20 protein-coding genes are annotated in these 23944 nt (G+C 67.0%); 6 read left to right on the forward strand and 14 right to left on the reverse strand.

What is annotated here, in order from left to right; all coding sequences use genetic code 11:
- Window positions 1-101 precede the first annotated feature (101 nt).
- Window positions 102-980, reverse strand: a complete 879-nt coding sequence (locus QXH22_RS04655) for an SDR family oxidoreductase (protein ID WP_306241565.1) — start codon at window positions 978-980, stop codon at window positions 102-104.
- Between the two features lie 15 nt (window positions 981-995).
- Entirely contained in the window at window positions 996-1643 is a 648-nt protein-coding gene (locus QXH22_RS04660) for a TetR/AcrR family transcriptional regulator (RefSeq protein ID WP_306241566.1), read from the reverse strand.
- Between the two features lie 120 nt (window positions 1644-1763).
- On the opposite strand from QXH22_RS04660, the gene QXH22_RS04665 reads away from it, so the two are divergent.
- The gene (locus tag QXH22_RS04665; protein WP_306275022.1) at window positions 1764-3245 is read left to right on the forward strand and encodes a cytochrome P450; all 1482 of its coding nucleotides are present in this window, start codon (window positions 1764-1766) and stop codon (window positions 3243-3245) included.
- 28 nt (window positions 3246-3273) lie between these two features.
- On the opposite strand, the gene QXH22_RS04670 is transcribed toward QXH22_RS04665, so the two are convergent.
- Entirely contained in the window at window positions 3274-3792 is a 519-nt protein-coding gene (locus QXH22_RS04670) for a homocitrate synthase (protein WP_306275023.1), read from the reverse strand.
- Window positions 3793-4145: 353 nt separating this feature from the next.
- On the opposite strand from QXH22_RS04670, the gene QXH22_RS04675 reads away from it, so the two are divergent.
- Window positions 4146-4268 (forward strand): hypothetical protein, encoded by a 123-nt coding sequence (locus QXH22_RS04675; protein ID WP_306241569.1) that lies wholly within the window; start codon window positions 4146-4148, stop codon window positions 4266-4268.
- 251 nt (window positions 4269-4519) lie between these two features.
- The gene (locus QXH22_RS04680; protein ID WP_306275024.1) at window positions 4520-4657 is read left to right on the forward strand and encodes a hypothetical protein; all 138 of its coding nucleotides are present in this window, start codon (window positions 4520-4522) and stop codon (window positions 4655-4657) included.
- 413 nt (window positions 4658-5070) lie between these two features.
- Here QXH22_RS04680 and QXH22_RS04685 read toward each other — a convergent pair whose 3' ends face one another.
- From QXH22_RS04685 to QXH22_RS04695, 3 genes are all read right to left on the reverse strand, one after another.
- The gene (locus QXH22_RS04685) at window positions 5071-6048 is read right to left on the reverse strand and encodes a sensor histidine kinase (protein WP_306275025.1); all 978 of its coding nucleotides are present in this window, start codon (window positions 6046-6048) and stop codon (window positions 5071-5073) included.
- 113 nt (window positions 6049-6161) lie between these two features.
- Window positions 6162-7616 (reverse strand): FadR/GntR family transcriptional regulator, encoded by a 1455-nt coding sequence (locus tag QXH22_RS04690; protein WP_306275026.1) that lies wholly within the window; start codon window positions 7614-7616, stop codon window positions 6162-6164.
- Window positions 7617-7623: 7 nt separating this feature from the next.
- Window positions 7624-8808, reverse strand: a complete 1185-nt coding sequence (locus tag QXH22_RS04695; protein WP_306275027.1) for a thiolase family protein — start codon at window positions 8806-8808, stop codon at window positions 7624-7626.
- Between the two features lie 62 nt (window positions 8809-8870).
- Between QXH22_RS04695 and QXH22_RS04700 the strand changes: the two genes are divergently transcribed.
- Complete coding sequence (locus QXH22_RS04700) at window positions 8871-9209, forward strand: Zn-ribbon domain-containing OB-fold protein (RefSeq protein WP_306241575.1); 339 nt, start codon at window positions 8871-8873, stop codon at window positions 9207-9209.
- Window positions 9210-9228: 19 nt separating this feature from the next.
- Here QXH22_RS04700 and QXH22_RS04705 read toward each other — a convergent pair whose 3' ends face one another.
- Both QXH22_RS04705 and QXH22_RS04710 read right to left on the reverse strand, forming a co-directional pair.
- Window positions 9229-11394: an acyl-CoA dehydrogenase gene (locus QXH22_RS04705; protein ID WP_306241576.1), complete on the reverse strand. Its 2166-nt coding sequence runs from the start codon at window positions 11392-11394 to the stop codon at window positions 9229-9231.
- Window positions 11395-11472: 78 nt separating this feature from the next.
- A complete protein-coding gene (locus QXH22_RS04710; protein WP_371934207.1) occupies window positions 11473-12231 on the reverse strand; it encodes an SDR family NAD(P)-dependent oxidoreductase in 759 nt (252 codons plus the stop codon).
- Between the two features lie 112 nt (window positions 12232-12343).
- On the opposite strand from QXH22_RS04710, the gene QXH22_RS04715 reads away from it, so the two are divergent.
- Both QXH22_RS04715 and QXH22_RS04720 read left to right on the forward strand, forming a co-directional pair.
- Window positions 12344-13867 (forward strand): ATP-dependent DNA ligase, encoded by a 1524-nt coding sequence (locus tag QXH22_RS04715; protein ID WP_306275028.1) that lies wholly within the window; start codon window positions 12344-12346, stop codon window positions 13865-13867.
- 116 nt (window positions 13868-13983) lie between these two features.
- Window positions 13984-16215 carry a carbon starvation CstA family protein gene (locus QXH22_RS04720; protein ID WP_306241578.1) on the forward strand — a complete coding sequence of 744 codons (2232 nt, stop codon included), beginning with the start codon at window positions 13984-13986 and terminating at the stop codon, window positions 16213-16215.
- Between the two features lie 4 nt (window positions 16216-16219).
- Here the strand turns inward: QXH22_RS04720 and QXH22_RS04725 are convergent, their stop codons facing one another.
- From QXH22_RS04725 to QXH22_RS04750, 6 genes are all read right to left on the reverse strand, one after another.
- On the reverse strand, window positions 16220-17674 hold the full coding sequence (locus tag QXH22_RS04725; protein ID WP_065162329.1) for an MCE family protein: 1455 nt from the start codon (window positions 17672-17674) through the stop codon (window positions 16220-16222).
- Window position 17675: 1 nt separating this feature from the next.
- Window positions 17676-18803 (reverse strand): virulence factor Mce family protein, encoded by a 1128-nt coding sequence (locus tag QXH22_RS04730; protein WP_065162328.1) that lies wholly within the window; start codon window positions 18801-18803, stop codon window positions 17676-17678.
- On the reverse strand, window positions 18800-20047 hold the full coding sequence (locus tag QXH22_RS04735; protein WP_253872622.1) for an MCE family protein: 1248 nt from the start codon (window positions 20045-20047) through the stop codon (window positions 18800-18802). The genes QXH22_RS04730 and QXH22_RS04735 overlap by 4 nt, the downstream gene beginning before the upstream one ends.
- A 128-nt stretch (window positions 20048-20175) precedes the next feature.
- Window positions 20176-21465, reverse strand: coding sequence for an MCE family protein (locus QXH22_RS04740; RefSeq protein WP_065162353.1), 1290 nt, complete (start codon window positions 21463-21465; stop codon window positions 20176-20178).
- Window positions 21462-22484 (reverse strand): MCE family protein, encoded by a 1023-nt coding sequence (locus tag QXH22_RS04745; RefSeq protein WP_156772747.1) that lies wholly within the window; start codon window positions 22482-22484, stop codon window positions 21462-21464. Before QXH22_RS04745 ends, QXH22_RS04740 begins: the two co-directional genes overlap by 4 nt.
- Window positions 22485-22508: 24 nt before the next feature.
- Entirely contained in the window at window positions 22509-23930 is a 1422-nt protein-coding gene (locus QXH22_RS04750) for an MCE family protein (protein ID WP_065162326.1), read from the reverse strand.
- Window positions 23931-23944: the final 14 nt, after the last annotated feature.

Below are 23944 nucleotides of genomic sequence, written 5' to 3' on the forward strand. Positions count from 1 at the left end.
AACCTCCGCCGATGGTGTCGGCCCCCATGGAGACCGTAGATCGCCGGCGGGGGTTACCGGAAGACAAACCGCCGCCGGACCGAAATCTCGGCGTCGCGAACCTAGCGCTCCAATTGCGGCGGTGCGGGCCGCAAGGCTCGCGTGAAGATCGCATTGACTTGCCGCATGGCCACGCTGTAGGGCCACCACGCCAGCCGCTTGAACGCGTACAGCGCCCTGATGTCCGGAGAGGTGTAGATCAGGTAGCGCTTCTTCGCGACTCCCGCCAGGATTTTCTCGGCGGCACGCTCCGGCGAGACGGCGTGGCCGCTGAAGCGGTCCACCCAGCGAGCCACGTGCGGGTCTTCGCGGTCCACGCCGGCGATTTCGACGGTGTTGACCAAGGGAGTCTTCACGGCGCCGGGCACCACCACCGACACCGCGATGCGGTGCCGGGCGAGGTCGAAACGCAGTACTTCGGACAGTCCGCGCAAGCCGTACTTGCTGGCGCTGTAAGCGGCATGCCATGGCAGCGCGACGATTCCGGCTGCCGAGGAAACATTGACCACGTGCCCGCCCCGGCTGGCCGCGATCATCTGCGGAACGAACGACTCGATCACGTGGATGGGGCCCATCAGATTGATCGAGATCATTTTCTCCCACTGCTGGTGGGTCAAGCGGTCGACGGTCCCCCACGCCGAGACGCCGGCGATGTTGAGCACGACGTCCATGCTGGAATGCCCCGCGTGGATGTCCGCCGCGAATGCCGCGACCTCGTCGTACTTTGAGATGTCAAGCACCCGGTGGGCGGGCACCTGTGCGCCGAGCGCCCGGGCGTCGGCCACGGTCTGCGCCAGGCCGTCGGCGTCGCGGTCGGTCAGATACAGCTCGGCGCCGTGCGCCGCCAGCCGGAGCGCGGTGGCACGGCCGATGCCACTGGCCGCGCCGGTCACGAAACACCGCTTGCCCGCGAAGTACTCGGTGGAGCCGCTCTGCACCATGATCGGCAACGATACCTACCGCGCCGGACCGCCCCACAGCGCGTTGAGCCACATCTTCTCGAGCACGCTTACCCGGCGCTCGAAGTCACTCTCACTGCCCACCATCAGCGGGTCGCCCGTCAAAGCGAGCGCCGTGGCCCCCGTCAGGGTGCGAATCAGCGTAGGGATGTCGTCGCTGATCGGCCGGGCGGTGCCGGCCTTCATCTCGGCATCCACCACGCTGACGATCTGGCGGAACACCACGTCGAACTGCCGGTCGAGAATCTGCTGGATCTCGACGTCGGTGTGGCGAGCGGCGTCACACGCCCGCACCACCGGGTCGTTGTCTGTGTAGACCGCCGCGGCACTGCCGACCATCCGCTTGGCGAACTGCTCAGGTGATTCCCCGGGCTGACGCGGAGCGAAGAAGTGCGTCAGCTCCTCCAGTTCCTCGGCCGCCTCGGCCAGCATCTGCGCGAGCACCGAATACTTGGAATCGAAGTAGAAGTAGAAACCCGAGCGCGCCACCCCGGCCCGCAGGCTGATGGCGCTGACCGAGAGCTCCGAGAACGGACCCTCCTGTAGGAGCTCACGAACCGCCTGCATGATCGCCTGCCGGTGCTTGTCACCGCGCCGGCGTGACGCCGGCGCGCCCTGCCCCTCGTCGGCGGCCGGACTACTCACTCGCGATCACTCCTTGACCATGCACCACACCAATCCAAAAAGAAAACTTGACAGGCGTCAAGTTTTTCCGAAATAGTGAAAAAAGTGACGGTGACCACAACCGGTTAGGAGCGCGCGTCAATGGCGACGACCATCAGCACCCCCGACTATCTGCTCGATCAGGCCAAACGTCGGTTCACCCCGTCGTTCAACAACTTTCCGGGCATGGGCCTGGTGGAACGTAGGCTGCGCAACACCCAGTTCCCGGAGAAGAAGCTCGCCGACCCACCTCCGGGCAGCGGACTCAAGCCAATCGTGGGCGACGCGGGCCTGCCGATCCTCGGGCACATGATCGAGATGTTGCGCGGCGGACCGGAATACCTGCAGTTCCTGTACGAGACCAGGGGCCCGCTGATCTTCGGCGACTCGCCATTCCTGCCGTTTGTCACGGCGCTGGGGCCCGATGCGGCGCAGGCCATCTACTCCAACCGCAATAAGGACTTCTCCCAGCAGGGCTGGACCCCGGTGATCGGCCCGTTCTTCCGCCGCGGACTGATGCTGCTCGATTTCGAGGAGCACATGTTTCATCGGCGAATCATGCAGGAAGCGTTCATCCGGTCCCGTCTGGTCGGCTACCTCGAGCACATCGACCAGGTGGTGCAACACGTCATCGCCGATGACTGGGCGACCAACGACCCACGCTTCCTGCTGTATCCGGCGATGAAGGAGATGACGCTGGACATCGCCTCGATGGTGTTCATGGGCCACGAGCCCGGCACCGATCGCGAGCTCGTCACCAAGGTCAACAAGGCATTCACCACCACCACGCGCGCCGGCAACGCCGTCATCCGCACCGGCGTGCCACCGTTCACCTGGTGGCGCGGCCTCAAGGCGCGCGAGCTGCTGGAGAACTACTTCGCCGAGCGCGTGAAGGAGCGTCGCGGCAAGGAAGGCAATGACCTGCTGACCGTGTTGTGCCAGACCGAGGACGAGGACGGCAACCGGTTCTCCGATGAAGACGTCATCAACCACATGATCTTCCTGATGATGGCCGCACACGACACCTCTACGTCGACCGCCACCACGATGATCTATCACCTGGCCGCGCACCCTGAGTGGCAACAGCGCTGCCGCGACGAGTCGGACCGCCTCGGCGATGGGCCGCTGGACATCGAATCGCTGGAGAAATTGGAATCGCTCGACCTGGTGATGAACGAGTCCATCCGCTTGGTCACTCCCGTCCAGTGGGCGATGCGGCGGACGGTACGCGACACCGAACTGCTGGGCTACTACCTGCCCGAGGGCACCAACATCACCGCGTTCCCCGGGGTGAATCACCGGCTGCCCGAGATCTGGACCGACCCGATGAAGTTCGACCCCGAACGGTTCACCGAGCCGCGCAACGAGCACAAACGACACCGGTACGCGTTCACGCCGTTCGGCGGCGGCGCGCATAAATGCATCGGAATGGTGTTCGGGCAGCTGGAAGTCAAGACGATCCTGCACCGGCTGCTGCGCCGCTACCGCCTGGAACTGCCGCGGCCCGACTACCAGCCACGCTGGGACTACGGCGGCATGCCGGTGCCGATGGACGGCATGCACATCGTGTTGCGTCCGCTCTGAACCGGCCGTCTCCCCGGGAGACGTGGACTCAGCCCTGAGAGCCGGCCGCCAACCGGTTGGCGCAGGCGATCACCGCGCGCAACGCCGACTCGGTGGAGTCCCGGCCCCACCCCATCGCCCACTCGGAACGCACGCCGTCGGTGCCGCGGACGAAGGTAGCTGTGTCGTTTCCTGCGCACATCTGGTGAAAGTTCAGGGTTTCCACGTGGATTCCGCGGGCATGAAGCATCGCGGTAAGCGCGGCGACCGCTCCCCCGGCCGCCGCGGTCGACGTCGCGATGCGGTCGCCGACAGCGATCACCGCACGGAAGTTGCGCGCCTGCGGCCCCATCCGCGCCGGATGGCGCTCGACGTCGACGCATGACCACTGCCCCAGGCGCACCGGCCCGGCGGTCTGGCCATAGACGGCGACGAAGCGCTCCCACGACAGGGCGGCGGCCTGATCGCGTAACCCCCGTGGCAACGCGACCCCGAAGTGGCGATTGAACCACCCGGTGGCGGAACCGGATTCACTGAAACCGTGGCGATGTGGGCTGAGGACTGTCATTGCGCCGGCCTTATCTGGCTCGAAGGAGCGACCGACGGTAGTAGCTTCCGACCCACAGCGGGGGGTCGGTCTGGATCAGACCCCGCTGCGGGTGCTGGCTACTACGGCAAGCATGAGACGACGCACGAGCGAAGACGCTAGACGGCGTGCCCGGTCGAGCGCAACCGCATTTTTGACTCAGCCGATTTCGGAATCTCATTCGACGAATTAGTCCGGATCGCCGGAAAACGGCTCGAGGGATGCATTGCCGGAGTTAGCATCCTGATAGCGATTAGATTCGCTAAATGGGGTAAACAGCCACACGAAGGGGGAAGCCGATGAAAGTACGCAAATCTGGCAGGGGGATTCATTCGGTGAAGGTTGTCGCCGCCGTGCTGGCCGCCGCTTTTGCTTTGACGGCAGCGGGTTGTACTGCGCAAACCGGCGCCAGCGTCGGTGGAACCATCGGCAATCCGCCTCCGACCGTCGCGCCGTAGGACACCCCCTGGGAAACGTCGGGGGAACCCGCTGGGAACCGCTGTACTCGCAGTCGGTTCCCAGCGGGCTGACGTACCAAATGAATGCATATCCCGGCGGGGCATAATTAGCACACCTGACTATTCGGGATATTCGTTCCAAAACTTTTTGCGCATTTCCGAAAACCGGTTCCCCAGTCGTCGCGCGGGGTTAGCATCACAAGCGCCAAACGTTCCATGCAGCACGACACCGGCGGAGAAAGGCCAGACCCATGCGCACTCACCCGAAGACCGTTCAGGTTGTCGGAGCCTTGATCCTGGCGGCATTCGCACTCTTCGCCGTCGGCTGCAGCAAGCCGATGGATCCGGTAATCCAGCCCAACCAGGGCGAGATGTTCACCGGCCGGTAGCTGCCGGCACGCACAGATCACGCAAACGCCGACGCCGGCACAATCGCGGCAACCAGAACGCCGCACCGGCGCGGCCCACCGCCGCTTGCCCCGGCACGGATTTCATCGCGGGATCCGTTGAGTGACAACAGATTTCCTGTAATTCCAGGTATTCCCTTGGCGTCATGTTCGCGCTAATGTGACGCAGGTAACATCCTTACGGCGGTCGCTGCCGCCAGCCCACGTTCGGGAGGGGCAAAATTATGAGCGCAAGTACCAGAGTGAAAGCCGCGATCGGCGCCATCTTGTTCGCCGGATTTGCCGTGCTGTCGGTCGGCTGCAGCATGAAATCACCCGTTACCCCGGTCGCCCCGGCGCCGCCGCCCGTCGAGCAAATTCCCCAGTAGCCCGGGTGCGGTGACGCGGGTTCCGGGTCAGCAATCCCGGGACGCGTCCAACCTCAGGTACGCCTGAATGGTGGTACCGGTCGCCGTGGTGTGAGTGCGCACCAGATCCGCCATCGCGTTGACCAGAAACAAACCGCGACTGGCGGTGCCGCTGGCACTCGGGCGCTTGAGCCCCACGAAGGCGTCATCGAGTCGCCCACCGTCGCGGGCCTCGCAGATCAGGTGCTCCTTGTCCCGCCAGAAGGCCAGCCGACAGGAGCCCCCGGCGTACTGAAGGCTGTTCGTGGCCAGTTCCGTGGCGATCATCTGCAGGTCGTCCAGACCGTCCTTGGACAGCCCGACCCAGCCGGCGTAGTCGGCGGCGAACGACCGCGCCGGCCGCAGGTCGGCGCTGCGCCGAACCGTGTAGGTCACCGCTCCCGGGTGAGCGGGCAGCGGCTTGTTGCAGCGCGCCAGCACCTCCTCCGGCGCGTAGTCGTCGCTGGGATACGCCGATTCCCCGTGCCACAGCAGAGGATGGGTGCTGCGGGCGTCTGCCAGCACATCGTCGGGCAGGTGCGTGGCGTCGAACAGACACAACCCCGTCAGGTTCCGGGTCTTCAGCGCCCCGTTGATGAATGCCTCGTGCTCCATACAGGCCAGACACTCGTCTGCGGTGCGGCCACGCCACACGAGTTGACTCACGATGCGGACGGTGCGGTCGGCGTGCCTCTCGGCGAACGCCGTTTCCATCGCCAGGAACCGACTCGGGTTTCGCGCCGCCTCGGTGATGTCCACCAGACGCAACTCGCCGTCTGACCCGGCGCGCGCCGCATGCAGTTCGGGACCGAGCATCGCCAGCCTGTCACCGGGGACAGCGACCAGTACCGGCTCGTCTACCGCGAAACCGTCGGCGGCAAACCGCACCACAAAATCCAGACATTCCCGCTCGGACTGATAGAACAGCGCAGAATGTACAAAGCCATTCGTCGCGTCCGGGGGCCTGATCTCCGTGCTCGTGGTCATACGACTCCCACCCAACCTCAGCCGGCACGCCGCTGTACCGCCTGTCACTTGAGTATTGCTGTACCCCAGGCAAGGCTTTGCTAAGCAGGGCCGTGCCGCTGCGGGTGTCGCGGCTAGAGCCACCACGACGCCGCGGCGTCCAGGTGCCGGCGGATCCGGTATCGCGCCAAGCTGTCGTCACCGGACTCGATCGCGTCCAGTATGCGCAGGTGTGCCGTTTCGACGGCAACCACGTCGGTCGACGTCAACTGTGCCTGTCCGGTCGTGGACCAATGCCGGCGGAACAGCTCAACGATGATTCGCAGGAATAGGTCGAGCAGCGCGTTGCCGGCAAGGCGCGCCAGGCCGACGTGAAAGCGGAACTCTTCGATCGCCGCGTTGCGCGCGTCGTCGCTGCCTTCGCCCGCCACGCTCGACCAGCCCTGCGGGTCCAGGAAGTCCGCCACCTCCGGTTCGGCGCGACGCTGCACGACCTTGGCCACATTGTCGATCTCGATGGCATCGCGCACGCAGCGCAGGTCCTCCCGCGTGGGCTTGCGGTACTGGAGGTAGAGCGCGATGGTGTCGATGCTGGCCTGCGCCCGCGGCTTCGCGACGACCAGCCCTCCGCCGGGGCCCCGGCGCATGTGTGCCACTTCGTGATATTCCAGGAGTCGCACCGCTTCCCGCAGTGCCGCCCGGCTCACCCGGTAGCGCTCCAAAAGCGCCGACTCGGTGCCGAACACCGAACCAACCTGCCAGCCGCTGACGGCGATGTCGTCGGCGATGCCGGCAGCCAGGACTTCGGCGAGCTTGCCACGCGGCGCCTCGGTGGCCAGGCGCTTGCCGAGCGACCCGGGCCGGGCTCGACGTGCCGGGTCGCGGTGTTCGGCCAGCCAGGCGGTGACGCGTTCCACGTGCCGCTCGCTGAGCGTCTTGGCCCGGGCCGAATCACCGGCGGTGACGGCGGCGACGATGTCGGCGTGGGCACCGCGCATCCGGTGGGCGGCATCGGCGGCCTCGGCCGCCGAACCGGTCCGCGAGGCGCGGGCATAGCGTTTGGTCAGCCTCATCAGGACATCGATGAAGAGTTGCAGGACTGGGTTTTTCGACTGCTCAGCGAGCGCGATGTGGAACTCGTCGCTAGGCGCCGGCAGTCCGGGGCGCCACTGCTCCTCGGCGCTCAGCACCGATCGCAGCCGCCCTATCCCGGCTTCGTCGATGCGTTCGGCCGCCAGCGCGGCGGCCAGCGGCTCGAGCACCAGCCGCGCGTTGAGCAGATCAGCCAGCGTGGTGCCGAGATATTCGAGGTAGATCACGACGGCGCGGGTCGCCGGGCCGGCGTCCGGCTCGCAGATGATCAGCCCGCCGTTCGGCCCGCGCCGCATGCGCGCCACCTGGTGGTGTTCGACCAGACGGACTGCTTCGCGCAACACCGAGCGGCTCGCGCCATACCGTTGTTGCAGAGCCGCCTCCGAGCCGAGCGACTCCCCGACCGCCCAGCCGCGGCGGACGATGTCTTCTTCGATGCGACGGGCGATCTTCGCGGCTCGCTTATCCGCCCTGACCTGGTCCGGTTCGACGGTCACTGCCGGCTCAACACGTGAGCAGCATGCAGCCCGCGACCGGACCGCCGCCCACGGACACCACGCCGACCTCGGGGCGCCGCGCCACCTGCCGCTCCCCCGCCTCGCCACGCAGCTGCAGGCATCCCTCGTGCAATGCCCAGTAGCCGTGCATACGGCCGGCCGAGAGCTGGCCGCCATAGGTGTTCAGCGGCAGCTGGCCATCCCTGGCGATACGGGCGCCGCCTTCGACGAACGGCCCCGCCTCGCCGTCGTCGCACACTCCGAGAGCTTCCAGCCACGAGAGGGTGAGGAAAGTGAAGCCGTCGTACAACTGGGCGACGTCGAGGTCCGCCGGCGTCAATTCCGTCCGCGACCACATCTGCGCGGTCGCGTCCGACATCGCCATCTTCGGGTAATCCGGCCGGTGAAACCATCCGCCGGCGCCGTCGGAACCGCCGATGGCCTCGACGTTCACGGCGCGGTGCGGGCAGTCGCCGGCGTACTCGGCGTGCGAAACCACCACCGCGATCGAGCCGTCAATGGGCACATCGCAATCCAGCAACCCGAACGGCGTCGATACCGGGCGGGCGCCCAGGTAATCGGCCATCGTCATCGGATCGCGGTAGACCGCAAGGGGATTCAGTGCCGCGTTGCGGCGGCCATTAAGGGCGATCCAGCCCAGTTGCTCCTTGGTCGTTCCGTAGAGATCCATGTGCCGCCGGCAGTTCAGCGCCAGCCAATTGGCTGCCGAATACGCGTGCGCGGCAACCAGATCGTTGATGTCGTCCATGGCGCCGACGGCCGGACGCTCACCTGCGGGTGCGTCGAACATGCGAGCCAGTGGTGGAGCAGGGGCGTCCTTGTCCTGCAGGACGGTGCCGCCCAGCATCTGAATGGTGCGGTAGACGACGACATGGCGGGCCCGTCGCTCGGCAACCGCACGGCACGCCGACATCACCGGGCTCAGCAGACCGCCGGTGCCGAACCCACTTCCGCAATCGGCGGCGTCGATCCCCAGTTCGGCGTTGACCTCGGCGGCCGGGGTGTCGCCCAGTGTCGCGATGCCGTCGATGTCGGCCGCGCGCAGTCCGGCGTCCTCGATGGCGGTCCGCACCGCCTCCATCGTCAGATCCCGCCCCGGAATACCGGTGCGACGGCCGATGCGCGAGATACCGATGCCGGAGACGATCGCGTCTTTTTCGAAGTACTTCATCTGCACCGTCCGTAGGCCAAACACTCGACGTACCAGTGAGAATTGAGTGTACTGTATTCCTCGTGTCGACCTCTTCGTTGCTTGTCGAGCACTGCGACAGCTGCGCGCACTGGGTGCATCCCGCGGCCGGCGAATGCCGCGACTGCGGCGGGCCGCTGACAGCCAAGCCGGTGTCCGGCCGTGGAACGGTGTTCACCTACACCGTCAACCATCACCCCTACAACCCAGAGATCCCGACACCGTACGTGATCGCGCTGATCGAACTGGCCGAACAGAGCGGCCTGCGCGTCGCGGCCAATATCGTTGACTGCGAACCGGATTCGGTGACGTGCGGGATGCCCGTTGTGCTGCGGCCGGAGCGGGGCTCGGGCGGCGCCCCCCAGTTCGCTCCGGCGCCCTGAGTGCCCGGGCCGCAGCCGATCAGTTGATCAGCGGGTCGCGCGGCATACCGAGAATCCGCTCGGCGATCTGATTGCGGGTCACCTCCGAGGTGCCACCCGCGATCGCCATCCCGCGCGCGCCCATCACCATGCGGCCGGCCAGCGCGGCCGGCCCGTCCAGCAGCGCGGTCTCCGGTCCGGCGAGTGCCGTCGAGATCGCGGCACCCTCGATCATGTGGTCGGCCAGCTTCAGCTTGGTGACATTGCCTTCCGGCCCCGGGCCCGCACCCTCGACGCTGCGGGCGGCACGGCGCAGGTTCAGCAGCCGCAGCGCATTCTCCTCCGCGAGATAGGTCCCCACCCGAATCACCGCGCCCGCCAAGTGATCTGAACGCCGTTGCGCCTGCTTCACCAGTTCGCCGGCCAATCCCTCGTAAAACGAGCCACTGCCGCCGATGCTGACCCGCTCATTGCCGAGCGTGGCCCGCGCCACCGTCCACCCGGAGTTGGGCGCCCCGACCACGTCCTCGTCGGGCACGAACAGGTCGTTGAAGAACACCTCGTTGAACTCGGCGCCGCCGGTGATCTGCCGCAGCGGACGCACTTCGACCTCCGGGGCCTTCATGTCCACGATGACGGTGGTGATGCCGGCGTGCTTGGGCGCCTCCGGGTCGGTGCGCACGGTGGCCAGACCGCGCGCGCAGTACTGCGCCCCGCTGGTCCACACCTTCTGCCCGTTGATCTTCCATCCGCCCTCGACCCGGGTGGCGCGGGTCTTGACCGACGCCGCGTCCGAGCCGGCCTCCGGCTCGGAGAACAGCTGGCACCAGATCTCGTCTTTGCGCAGCGCCTTCTCTACGAATCTTTCGATCTGCCAATCGGTTCCGTGCTGGATCAAGGTGAGGATGACCCAGCCGGTGATTCCGTAGTCGGGCCGCTTGATACCGGCTGCGCGGAACTCCTCTTCGATGACGAGCTGCTCCACGGCGTCGGCGGCACGGCCCCACGGCTTGGGCCAGTGCGGCATCACGTAGCCGGTCTCGATCAATTTGTCACGCTGCGCCGTCTTCTCCAGGGCGGCGATTTCGGCGGCGTCGGCGCGGATCTGGGTGCGCAGCTCCTCGGCCTCCGGCGGCAGGTCCAGACTGTTCTCCCGCACCGTGCCGGCCGCGGTGAGGTCGAAGACGTCGCGGGCCGGGGCGTCCCCGCCGAGCAGCGCCGACGTCACCAGGGCGCGCCGCAGGTGCAGGTGTGCGTCGTGCTCCCAGGTGAACCCGATGCCGCCGTGCACCTGGATGTTGAGCTCGGCATTTCGCGCGTAGGCCGGGAACGCCAGCGTGGCGGCCACGGCCGACACCAGCCGGAACTGTTCCTCATCCTCCGAGGCGGCCCGGGCAGCGTCCCACACGGCGGCCAGCGCGGATTCGGCAGCCACCAGCATATTCGCGCAATGATGCTTCACCGCTTGGAAAGTCGCGATGGTGCGACCGAACTGCTTGCGCACCTTGGCATATTCCACCGCCGACTCGACACAGTCGGTCGCACCGCCGACCGCTTCGGCGGCCAGCAGCGTCCGCGCCCGGGCCAGTGCCGACGCCGCCGCACCGGGCAGGATGTCGTCGTCGGTCACTGTCACGTTCTCCAGGCGAACGCGTCCGGAGCGCCGTGTCGGATCGAGGTTCTCCGGCACCTCCACGGAGATGCCGGACCTGCCGCGGTCCAGCACCAGCACATCCTCACCCGCCGCGAGCAACAGCACATCGGCCAGTCCGGCACCGAGCACCACCCCGGCATCGCCGTTGGCGGCACCGTCGGAAACCCGCACGCCGCCAACCAGTCCCACGCCTGCGGTGACGGTTCCGTCGATCAGACCCGGCAACAGCCGCGCCTGCTGGTCGGCGGTGCCGTCCCGGGCGATCACCGCCGAGGCGATCACCGTCGGTACGAACGGACCTGGCGCCACCGCACGGCCGAGCTCTTCGATCACCACCACCAATTCGGGCAGCCCGTAACCGGATCCGCCGTGCTCTTCGCCGATGTGCAGGCCGAGCCAGCCCAATTCGACGATGCCCTGCCAGAACGCGGGCCGCGCCTCCTCCGGCGCGTCCAGCAGCGACCGCGCCGCCGCGCGAGCCTTCTGCGAGGTCAAGAACCCGCGCGCCACCTCGGCGAGTTCGCGATGGTCGTCGGTCAGTGCGATACCCATGCGGGCCCTCCTCGCGGCGCTGCTGATTCCGTAAAGAGTGTACTCAATGCGCCGCGAGGGCCGGCCCCGGCCGGGGTGCTACTTCGGCGCGAACCGCTGCCCCGCGTCGAGCCGCAGGCACTGGCCGTTGAGCATCGGGTTGTCCACGATGGCGGCGACCAGCTTGGCGTACTCCTCGGGCCGGCCGAGGCGCTTGGGGAACGCCGCGTCCTTCGTCAGGGCCGCGGCGAATTCGTCGGGGATGCCCTGGGTCAGTCCCGTGGCGAACAGGCTCGGCGCGATCGCCAGCACCCGGATCCCCAGCGAGCCAAGGTCGCGCGCCATGGTCAGGCACATGCCCGCGATGCCGGCCTTGGCGGCGGTGTACGCGACCTGTCCGATCTGGCCCTCGAAGGCAGCGATGGAGGCGGTGTTGATGATGACACCGCGCTCTTCGTCCTCCGGGTCGTTCTTGGCCATGTGCGCGGCGGCCAGTCGGCTGATGTTGAACGTCGCGATCAGGTTCAGGTCAATGACGGACTGGAAGGACTCGAGGTCGTGCGGGCCGGACTTGGTCATGGTCCGCTTGGCGATGCCGCCGCCCGCGGTGGTCACCGTGACGTGCAGGCCGCCGAGGTCGTCGACCGCCGCCTGCAGCGCCTGCTCGGTGCCGGCGAAGTCGGTGACGTCGACCGGATAGAACTTGCCGTCCAGACCGTCCGCGACGGCCTTGCCGTCCGAACCCTCGCGATCGAGCACCGCGACCCGGGCGCCACGCTGGTGCAGGAGTTCGGCGCTGGCCCGTCCCATCCCCGAGGCGCCGCCGATGACGACGACCTTCTTGCCGCTGATCTCCACCCGAACCTCCAATATCTGGGTTGTCACTTTGACTGGAATTTGTAACGTTAACCCGTCACGGTAGCGCGTCCGGTGCGGCACCGTGTCACCGAGCCGTGCCAAGCTCGAAACCGTGCTCCTTCTCGACGTAGCAAGCACTTCGCTTAACGTGGGCGCGACCTCGTCGCGCCTGAGCAAGGTCGCCCGCATCGCAGAGCTGCTGCGCGGCGCCGCGGCCGATCCTGAGCTGGTCGCGACCGTCGTGTCCTGGCTTTCCGGCGAGCTTCGGCAACGCCAGATCGGCGTCGGCTGGGCCGCGCTGCGATCGCTGCCTCCGCCCGCGCCGGATCCCACGCTGACCGTGGGCCGGGTGGACGCAACCTTCACCGAGATCGGCGCCGTCGCAGGCAAAGGGTCCCAGGCGCGCCGCGCCGCCCTGCTCAGCGGCCTGTTCGCCGCCGCGACCGAGACCGAACAGACCTTCCTGGTCCGCCTACTCGGCGGCGAGCTGCGTCAGGGCGCGCTGATCGGCATCATGACCGACGCGGTGGCCAAGGCCGCCGGGCTTCCTGCCGCCGTGGTGCAACGAGCGGCGATGCTGGGCGGGGAACTGCCGGCCGTTGCGGCGGCGGCGCTGACCGGCGGATCGCTGGACGCTTTCACGCTGCAGGTCGGACGGCCGGTCGGGCCGATGCTGGCGCAGACCGCGACCGATGTCGCAGGTGCGCTTGAACGCCACGACGGCACAACGATTTTCGAAGCGAAGCTGGACGGCGCGCGAGTGCAGATCCACCGCCGCGGCGACGACGTCACCGTCTACACCCGCAGCCTCGACGACGTCACCGCACGGCTGCCCGAGGTGGTAGAGGCCACGCTGGCCCTGCCCGTGACGGACCTGATCGCCGATGGCGAGGCGATCGCGCTGCGTCCCGACAACCGTCCGCACCGCTTCCAGGTCACCGCGTCCCGCTTCGGCCGATCGGTGGACGTCGCCGCCGCGCGCGACAAGCAGCCGCTGTCGGTGTTCTTCTTCGACATCCTGCACCGGGACGGCGCCGATCTGCTCGACGCGCCGACCAGCGAGCGGCTCGCCGCCCTGGACGAGCTGGTGCCGACGCAGCATCGGGTGGATCGGCTGGTCACCTCCGACGCGAACGCCGCGGCCGGCTTTCTGGACGCGACGCTCGCCGCGGGTCACGAGGGCGTGATGGCCAAGGCGCCGGACGCGCCGTATCAGGCCGGCCGGCGCGGGGCGGGCTGGTTGAAGATCAAGCCGGTGCACACCCTGGATTTGGTGGTGCTGGCCGTGGAGTGGGGTTCGGGACGCCGCCGCGGCAAGCTGTCCAACATCCATCTCGGCGCACGCGATCCGGAGTCCGGCCGGTTCGTGATGGTGGGTAAAACCTTCAAGGGCATGACCGACTCCATGCTGGAGTGGCAGACCCAGCGGTTCACCGAGCTCGCGACCGACGGCACCGACGGCTACGTTGTGCGGGTCCGGCCCGAACAGGTGGTGGAGATCGCCCTGGACGGGGTCCAGGGCTCGAGCCGCTACCCCGGCGGCGTGGCGCTGCGGTTCGCGCGGGTGGTGCGCTACCGCGACGACAAGAGCCCCGCCGAGGCCGACACCATCGACGCCGTGCGCGCCATGTACTGACCCCCGCGCCGGGCCCGCGCCGACTGTCCATCGCACGACGCGACACACCCGCGGCGGCATCGGTAGATTCACACTCGCTATCGGCCGCCGCTATCGGCCGCTGGAAGGGAGCCCGGGTGGACAGCGACGTCAGCTACATCCGCACCGAGCCCGACCTGCCACCCGTCGCCATCATCGACCGCTCCCCGATCACGCTCAGGCACAAGATCCTCTTCGGTGTGATCGCGGCGACCGGTGCCGCCGCCTGGGCGATCATCGCGTTCGTTCGCGGCGAGACGGTCAACGCCGTGTGGGTGGTGGTCGCCGCGGTCTGCACTTACGTGATCGCCTTCCGTTTCTACGCACGGTTCATCGAAGCGACGATCGTGCAGCCCCGCGACGACCTCGCCACCCCAGCCGAAATCCTGGAGGACGGCACCGACTACGTGCCCACCGATCGCCGAGTGGTGTTCGGTCACCACTTCGCCGCGATCGCCGGCGCGGGCCCGCTCGTCGGGCCGGTGCTGGCCACCCAGATGGGTTACCTGCCCAGCAGCATCTGGATTGTGGTGGGCGCGGTACTCGGCGGTTGCGTGCAGGACTACCTGACCTTGTGGATCTCCACCCGCAGACGTGGCCGTTCGCTGGGTCAGATGGTTCGCGACGAGCTCGGCGGCGCCGCCGGAACGGCAGCCCTGCTGGGCATCCCGGTAATCATCACGATCATCATCGCCGTGCTCGCGCTGGTCGTCGTTCGTGCGCTCGCGCAAAGTCCGTGGGGTGTCTTCTCGATCGCCATGACCATCCCGATCGCCCTCTTCATGGGTTGCTACCTGCGGTTCTGGCGCCCCGGGAAAATCTCGGAGGTGTCGGCGATCGGGGTGGCACTGCTCCTGCTTGCGGTGATCTCCGGCGACTGGGTCGCCCGAACATCTTGGGGCGCAAGCTGGTTCACGCTCTCGCCGGTCACCCTGGCCTGGCTTCTCATCATCTACGGGCTCGCAGCCTCGGTGCTGCCGGTGTGGCTTCTGCTGGCGCCGCGCGACTATCTCTCAACGTTCATGAAAGTCGGCACGATCGCGCTGCTTGCGATAGGCGTGTGTGTCGCGCGGCCGGCCCTGGAAGCGCCCGCGGTGTCGCGGTTCGCCATCAGCGGCGACGGCCCGGTGTTCGCCGGCTCATTGTTCCCGTTTCTGTTCATCACCATCGCGTGCGGCGCCCTGTCGGGTTTCCACGCGCTGGTCTGCTCCGGCACGACGCCGAAGTTGCTGGAGAAGGAAGGGCAGATGCGGCTGGTCGGCTACGGAGGCATGCTCACCGAGTCGTTCGTCGCCGTCATCGCCCTGCTCACCGCGTCAATCCTCGACCAGCACTTGTACTTTGCGATCAACGCACCGTCGCCGCAGACTCACGACACCGCGGCCGCCGCAGCGCGGTATGTCAACGGACTGGGCCTGGCGGGACCGCCGGTGACCGCGGACCAGGTCCGCCAGGCCGCTGCCGACGTCGGCGAGAAGACGATCGTCTCGCGCACCGGTGGCGCCCCGACGCTGGCGTTCGGTATGTCGGAGATTTTGCACCGGGTGTTCGGGGGCGCCGGCCTCAAAGCGTTCTGGTACCACTTCGCGATCATGTTCGAGGCGCTGTTCATCCTGACCACCGTCGACGCCGGCACCAGGGTCGCGCGTTTCATGGTGTCCGACGCGCTCGGTAACTTGGGCGCCCCGATGCGCAAGTTCCGTAATCCCAGCTGGCGGCCGGGCGCCTGGCTGTCGAGTCTGGCGGTCGTGGCCGCCTGGGGCAGCACGCTGCTGCTCGGGGTGACCGATCCGCTGGGCGGCATCAACTCGCTGTATCCGTTGTTCGGAATCGCCAACCAACTGCTTGCGGGCATCTCGCTGACCATCATCACGGTGATCGTCATCAAGAAGGGCCACCTGAAATGGGCCTGGATCCCCGGTGTCCCGCTGTTGTGGGATCTGTCCGTTACCCTCACCGCGTCATGGCAGAAGATCTTCTCCGGAGACCCCAAGCTCGGTTACTGGACGCAGTATTTTCAGTACTCGGCGGCCCGCGACGCCGGCAAAACGTCCTTCGGTTCGGCCGTCAACGCGCGTCAACTCGACGACGTGGTCCGCAACGCCTTCGTGCAAGGAACGCTGTCGGTCGTCTTCGCCACGGTGGTCGTCGTCGTGGTCGCCGCAGGAGTTGTGGCTTCGTTCAAGGCAATTCGCGGCTCCGGCCGGCCGCTGACCGAAGATCACCCGGTGAACTCCAAGCGGTTCGCCCCGTCGGGTCTGATTCCCACCGGCGCCGAGCGCGATGTGCAACGCCGGTGGAATGCGATGTCCACCGCGCAACCTGACTGATCACTCAGCTTCCGGGCGGCAGCAGCATCGACTGCCAGGTACGTGGGCCGGCGGGAGCAAGGTCGGACTGGGTGTAGACGCGTCCGTCGGGGCCGACGTAACTGCCGGTAGCCGGATCGTATTCGGCAGCCGGGACTGGAAGCGGCGACAGCTGCGGAACAGGAAGCGGCGACAGCTGCGGAACGGGAAGCGGCGACAGCTGCGGGACTGGTTGGCCCGACAGCGTCGCGTTCGGGTCACCTTTCCAGTTGTAGCCGTCGTTGAGCGGTATGTAACTCTGGTCGCTCTCGCACATCGCGACCGTGGGAGCCCGTTTGCCCGGCTGTTCGACGCACGGTGTATTGCGAACGCCGCGAACGTTATTCGGCGAGTCCTGGGGCACCCGGCAGTACAGGTCGCCCGGCGGTCGGTCCGGGTGGTCCTCCCAGGACGGCACCCGCTGCTGCTGGGCCGGCAGGTACCCCGTGGTGCACGGCGGCGGCAGGTTGAGCCGCAGATTGAAACTCAGGAAGGCTCCCCGGTAGGCCTGTTTGGTGTTTCGGTTGGGGACGCCGATGGCTTGAATGGTCGCTACCGCCTGGGGAAGCAGCACCAGCAGCTGTTCGATCCCGGCGTGGTAGGTCAGCGCGACCTGGCCGACGCCGATCAGGTTGGACAGCAGGATCGGCAGCGTCGGGTTCAGCCGGTCCAACAGCCGGCGCGCCTCGGCGGCCGCCGGGCCCGCGTCGCGCAGCACGTCCCGCAGGGCGCCGTCGTTTCGTTGCAGCCCCGAGCTGATGTCGGCGAGGTGAGCGGCCCACTGCGTTACCGCGTCCGGGGACGCCGCCTGGCTGTCGAGCACCGGCTTGGATTGGTCGATGAGGGTGAGCAGCGGGCCCAGGTTCTTGCGGGCGTCGCTGGACAGCGTGCTGGTACCCGTCACCAATCGGGACAGTTCCGGCCCCAGGCCACCCACGGCGGTGAAGGACTCGTCCACAACGGTTTTCAGGCTGTCGCGCGGGATCGCTTCCATACCCCGGTTGACCGAGTCCAGCAGGGTATCCAGGTCCGGTGGCACCGACACGCGGTCTCTGGTGATCACGTCGCCGTTGCGCAGCGGGCGGGAATCCCGGCGCGGCAACAACGCCACGTACTGCTCACCGACTGCCGATTGGCTGTGCACCTGAGCATCGAGATCGGAGGGGATGTCGACGCCCGATTTGAGCGAAAGCACGGCCGCGACACCGGTGTCGGTGAGGCGCACGCTCTCGACCCGGCCGACCTCGGTGCCGCGATAGGTGACGTTCCCGCTGACGTAGAGGCCGGCGGCCTGGGGCAACTGCACGGTGACTTGGTAGCGTCCCACCCCGAACATGGCCGGTAGCTGCATATAACCCAGGGCCATCACGGTGCCACCCACCACCGCGACGATCCCGAAGATCGCCAGCTGGATCAGGATTCGTCTCGTCAAGGGTGGCATGTCAGGGCCCCTGGTCCCAATGGTAGGGAGCAACAAGGGGATTGCCCGCGGTGGCGGGACTGGGCATCTGGCCGATCGTTCGGCCCCACTGCAATTCGAGTTCGGTCAGATTGCCCTCGAAGCGGGTGCCGGTGAGGAAGGAGGCGTCCAGCCGGCTCAAGGTCAGGTCGATGATCGCGGTCAGGTTCGCGTAGTCGCCGCGGGCCCACTTGCTGATCGTGTCCTTAGGGAACGGGTAGGTGGGCAGCAGACCCAGGGAGCGCGTCAGAGCCGGGCCGGCGTTGGCTAGTGATTCCAGCACCGGCCCCAGCTCCTTCAGCTCTTTGACCAGAGCGTCTTTGGTCTGGTTGACGGAGTCGGCCGCCAGGGCGCTGATCTTGCCGATCTGATCCAGGGCATCGACCAGTTGTTGGCGCTCTTGCCGAAGAGCCGCAAGCGCATTCGGCACCGTCGCGAGCGCGCGGTCGAGCACGGGCCGCTGGTCGGCGAGCTGGCCGACCAGATTGTTAAGGCGTTCGGTCGCGGACAGGATGTCGCCGGTCTGATCGTTCACGGAACCGGTGAACCGGTCCAGCTGCTCGATCAGGCTGCGCAGGTCGTCGGCACGCCCGGACAGAGCCGTGCTCAACGACTCGGTGATGTCCTGAATCTGTCCGATACCACCGCCGTTGAGCAGCAACGAGATAGCCGCCAGGGTCTGCTCCGTCGACGGGTAACTGCCGGCCGACGCCAGGGCGATCAGCGATCCCTCCCTGAGCTTGCCCTGCGGTGGGACGTCGGCCGGCGGGGCCAGTTCGATATGCAACGAGCCGAGCAGGCTGGTCTGCCCGATCGTCGCGGTTGCATTGGCCGGCAGGTCGACGTCACCGTTGAGCCTGATGGTCAGCAGTGCATGCCACGCCTGCCGTTCGATCCTGGTGACGTTGCCAACCGTCACGTCGCCCACCTGGACACGGGAGTTCTGCTCGAGGGTGCCCACGTCGGGCAGTTGGACGTGGATCGTGAAGGAGCCGGGGCCGTTCCCGGTACTGCCCGGCAGCGGTAATGAATTGAGGCCGCGCCATCCACAACCGCCCAGACCCAGCATGACTAGAGCCAGCAACAGAGCTGCGGTCCCACGGCGAATCATCGGCTAGCGCCTTCCGGTAGCAGCAGTCCCGGTAGTCCGTCGGCGGGGTCGGTGGCGTGAATTTCGGCCGGCAACGGCGCAAGGCCAACACCCAAGGGCGTAATCGGCTGTGGCGGTACGTAGTCCGGCCGCAGCCAATCCTCGCTGTAGGTCACCTCATTGGGGCGCGCGGTGGCGCCGACCACCGTGTTCTCCCCCAGCGGCGGGAAGTTGTACTGCCGGTTCTTGATGATCGGCGCCAGATACTGAACACACAACTTCGCCGACTGTTGATAGCCCAGCCTCGACGCCGCCTGTATGGCCCCGCAGAGAAACGCGATGGGGTTCGCGAAGTTGTTGAACGCCGGCGCACCGCTGAGCGTGCCCTGCGCCGGCTGGTAGATGTTCATGAAGTTCTGCAGTTCGGTCGGCGCGATGTGCAGCGCCTGCTTGATATCGCCCAGACTGCCGTTGAGCACCTGGGAAACCGACGCCAGCTTGTCCGCCGAGGTACCCAGCGCTTCTCGATTCTCGGCCACGAACCCGGTGACGTCGCGGGCCACCTCGGCGACGGCCGCTACGGCGTTGCCCACCTCGTTCGGGTCGTTGGCCAGCAGTCCGGTCACCGCGGCGAGATTCTGGTTGAGTTGTGTCATCAGGTCCGCGCTGCTCTGCAGCGCCGAAACCAGGATCGACAAATTGCGCACCGTGCTGAAGAGGTCGTTGCTGTGGTCCGCGATCGCTGAAACCGCTTGGGAGAGTTTGACGAGGGTATCGCGGATGCTCGCGCCCTGACCCCGCAGGTTACTGGCGGCGGTGTTGACCACCGCCCCCAGTGCGCTGACATTGCCCGGACGGGTCGGCTGCAGCAGCTGCGCGAGTCTTTCCAGATCCGAGCGCAAGTCGTCCCACTCCACGGGAACGGCGGTGCGCTCCAGCGGGATCACCGCATTGGTATGCAATTGCGGTCCGCCCGTGTAGGCCGGTGTCAGCTGGATGGCACGCGACGTGACGAGTGACGGCGACAGGATCACCGCTTTCGCGTCGGCGGGCACCTGGTACTTCGAGTCGTAGAAGAAGGTGATCTTGACGCGTTGCGGCTGCGGCTCGATGGTGTCGATCTTGCCGACGGCCACACCCAGGATGCGCACCTCGTCACCGGCGAAGATCCCGTTGCTGTTCTGAAAATAGGCGACGACTCTCGTTTTGCCGGGCGTCGCCAGCCCGTGCCAGGCCGCCGCGACTCCACCGATGAGGGTCAGCACCAGCAAGGCACCCAGTCCGATTCGAATAAACGGTCCGATTCGAATAAACGGTCCGATTCGAATGAGCGGTCCGATTCGAATACCAGACCCGACGCGAATACCCGACTTGATGCGAATAATGTTGCTGTTCATCGTTGTTCCCCCGGAGCAGGCACGAACACCGGCGGGTGGGTGGGTACCGGCGGCGGGGCGGTCTGGCCGGGCGCCAAGGCCGGCGGCCCCGGTGGCGGTCCGCCGGGCGGCGGTGCGGGTGGCGGTTCCCGGTAGGGATAGCGGGGATCGCCAGGATTGCCGGTGATCGCGTCGGGAAGGGTCAGCCGCGGCTCACCGCCCTGGCCGGTGCGCGGGTACGGCATCGGCAGTGCCGGGGTGCCGGGCTGCCCGACCTCCGGGTCGGTGAGTTGTGAAGGCAGCAGCACATTGGGGTCCAGACCGAGGTCGGAGAACGCGGCGTCGACGAAGGGCTGAATGAACTGGCCCGGGATCAGGTTCGCGATGTAGAAGTTGAACCATGGTCCGGTGGACATGGACTCGCCCAGCGACAGCGCATAATCGTTGAACTTCTTGATGGCCAGCGCAATCCGTTCTTTGCGGTTGTCGACGATCGCCAGCGCCGCATTGAGCCTGTCCAGCGTCGGCCTGAGGGTCTGCCGGTTTTCGGCGATGAAGCCTTTGAGTTGACGGCTCGCCGCCTCGATGTTGCCGGATAGCTCGTCCAGCGCACGGCTCTGGCTGCGCAATTGGGCCAGGACCGCGTTAGTGTCAGCGACCAGGCGCACGATCTGGTCGCTGCGCTCGGCAAGCACCGTCGTCGCTTTGTTCGCGTTCGACAACAGGTTTCGCAGTTGCGCGTCCCGGTCGGCCAGTACCGCGGAGAACCGGGCTACCCCACTCAGCGCGACCTTGAGATCGGGCGCGGTGCCGGAGAAGGTGTCCGCCAGCACGCCGAGTGATTCGGAGAGCCGGTTCGTGTCCAGTCCGCTGATGGTCGCCGCGAGATCCCCGAGTGCGTCGGGTAGCTGGTAGGGCGATGTGGTGCGCTCGAGCGGAATCGGGCCGCGCAGCCTGCCGTCGCCCCGGGGGGTGACCTCCAGGATCTTGGCGCCAAGCAGGCTTTTGGTCTTGATGGATGCCTCGCTGCGTTCGCCGAGCCGGATGTGTTTGTCGACCTCGAAGGTGACCAGCACCCGCGGCCCGTCCAGGGCAATGCTGTCGACCTTGCCCGCCTTGTATCCCGAGACCTGCACCGCGGTCCCGATCAGCAGCCCGCCCGCTTCGGCGAAGTAGGCCGAATACTCTTTATTGGACTTGAAGAACGGCAGCTTGCTGTACGTCAGGGCGGTCACGACCGCCGCGGCGACGACCACCACCCCGACCGCGCCGACGATAAGCGGATTGCGCTCCGAGAAATACTTCATCGCGGCGTGCACCTCCCCGACGGCTGACCGATCACCTTGACGTAAACCGGTTGCCCTCCTTTGCCGTTCACCTTCAAGATCAGGTCACACAGGTAGAAGCTGAAGAAGTCGCCGTGTAGGCCCTGCCGATTGAGCATCTGATAGGCATCGGGCAGCGTGTTGAGCAGATCGTCGAAGTAGTCGTGATCGGCCAGGACGAGACCCGCGATCCGGTCCGACTCGTGCAAGGTCTTCCCCAGCGGCTGCCGTCCCCGTGCCAGCAGATCGGTGATGGAGCCGGCGGCCGCGTTGGTGTAGGCCAGTGACGTGCTGAGGTCCTGTTTGTGGTCAGCCAGCGTGGCCAGCAATTGCGCCAGGGCGTCAACGGCTTTGGCGAACTGGGTGCTCTGGTCGCCGAGCGATCCGAGCACGGTGTCCAAGTTGGCGATGACCTGCCCGATCAGCCGGCCCCGATCCGCGAGCGTGTTCGTCAGCGCCGCGGTGCGCACCAGGACTGAGCTGATGGTGGCGCCCTCACCCTGGAATGCCTTGATCAGCTCGCTGGACAGCACGTTGACCTGGTTGGGATCCAGCGCGTGGAACAGCGGCCGGAAGCCGCCGATCAGGGCGTCCAGATCCAGGGCGGGAGCGGTCCGGGTCAGCGGGATCGTCCCGCCGGGTGCGAGTTGCCTTGTGCCGCCGCCCCCTTCCTCGAGAGCGAGATACCGACCGCCGATCAGATTCTGGTACCGGATGACCGCCCGGGTGCTCTCGGTCAGTACCACGGAATCGTCAGTGCTGAAGTCGACCAGGGCGGTGCCGTCGTCCTGGATCGAGATCTTTTTGACCTGGCCGACTTCGACTCCGGCGATGCGCACGAAGTTGTCCGCCTCCAGCCCCGAGACATTGCTGAACGTTGCCCGGTATTGCTTCTCTTTACCGAACCGCAGGTCGGCGAAGATGGCCAGCATGGCGACCAGGCCCAGCACGCACACGGCCATGAAGATGGCGAGCCGCCAGATCGCGTCTAGCACAGTCATTCTCACGTGGGCTGCTCCTATGTCCTAGTGCCCGCTCGGGGTGGGCTGCACCTGGGCGGGCGCCGGTGGCACGAACGGCTCGGATCCCGGTGGCGCCGGGCCGGGTTCACGCGGCGCACCGGGCGGGGGCGCCGGCGGCAGACCCGGGTAGAGCGGAGTCCCGTCCGGGGCGTATTGCGCGGCGCCGTAGGGCGGCGCCCCGGGATACGGGATGGGTCCGGGCGCCGGCCCGCCCGGGTAGCGGATGCTGGGCGGCTCGGGCACCCCCCGGGTGATGGGGAGGTAATCGGCGTACGCCGGGAACGCGATGCCGGGATTGGGCCGGATGTCGAGGCCCGTTCCCCAGCCGGTGTCCGTGATGAGTTGCCGCAGCGGCCAATTGGCGGCGACGTCGGGCAGGGAGCCGCAACCCGGCTTTCCGCCGGGGCCGCCCTTGGCCCCGACGATCGGCAGGTTCTGGGGATATCGGTATTGATCGGCGCCGAACAGTGGAGTGCTGTCGATGACCAGGGAGTACCCGTTCGCGCCTCCGGTTGCCTCCAGGTAGCCGGTATCCAGGGCGAGCTTGGCGCCGACCAGCATGCACGTCAGCCCGGGGTTGTATTTCATCAGCAGGCTCGTGGTGGGCTCCAGCAGGTTCGCGGCTCGAATCAGGTTGTCCCGGTTCGCTCCCAGAACTTGGGTACCGCTGCGCGACAACCCGATGACGTTGGCCAGCAACGCATCCAAGTCGGGTGCGTCCGAGATGGTCGAGCCCGTGACACTGGCGCCGTCCAGTGCCCGCAGAATGTCTTGTGCGGCAGCGCTGTACGTGTCGGCGACCGTTGCGGCCGCGCGGGTGTCGGCGCGGATGGTCTCCGCTCGCGGGTTGACCGCCAGTAGCACCTCATTGGCGTCGGTGATGCCCTGGCCGATGGCTGCGCCGTGACCGCGCAGAGAGTCGGCCAGCGCCGAGAGCACACCGTTCAGCTTGGCCGGGTCGATCTGACTCAGTACCTTGACCAGGTTGGCGAACATCGTGTTGACCTCGGTGCCGACACTGTCGACTTTGATCGCCGCGCCGGCGGCCAGCCGTCGGCGATCCGGATCGCTGGGGTACACCAGGTCAACGTATTTCGCGCTGAACAGCGTGGTCGCCCGGATGCGGGCCCGCACGTTCGCCGGGATGTATCTGATCTCCCCCGGGTACATGTCCAGCCTGATGCGTACCTCGTCTTTGCCGGTGCTGATGGCGCCAACCCGGCCCACCTGCACGCCACGCATCTTGACCTTGCCGCCGCGATCCATCACCAGACCCGCCCGGTCCGAGATCAAGGTCACCGGAACATACGATTTGAACGACCCGCTGAACAGCGCCGAGGTCGCCACGACGACGCCGACGGTCGACACGAGCAGTATCAGGGTCCACCACGCGGGATGCATTCCCCCCGGGCGTGATTCCTGCATGGCTACCCCGATCT

The sequence above is a fragment of the Mycobacterium sp. TY814 genome (assembly GCF_030755175.1).
Lineage (GTDB): Bacteria > Actinomycetota > Actinomycetes > Mycobacteriales > Mycobacteriaceae > Mycobacterium.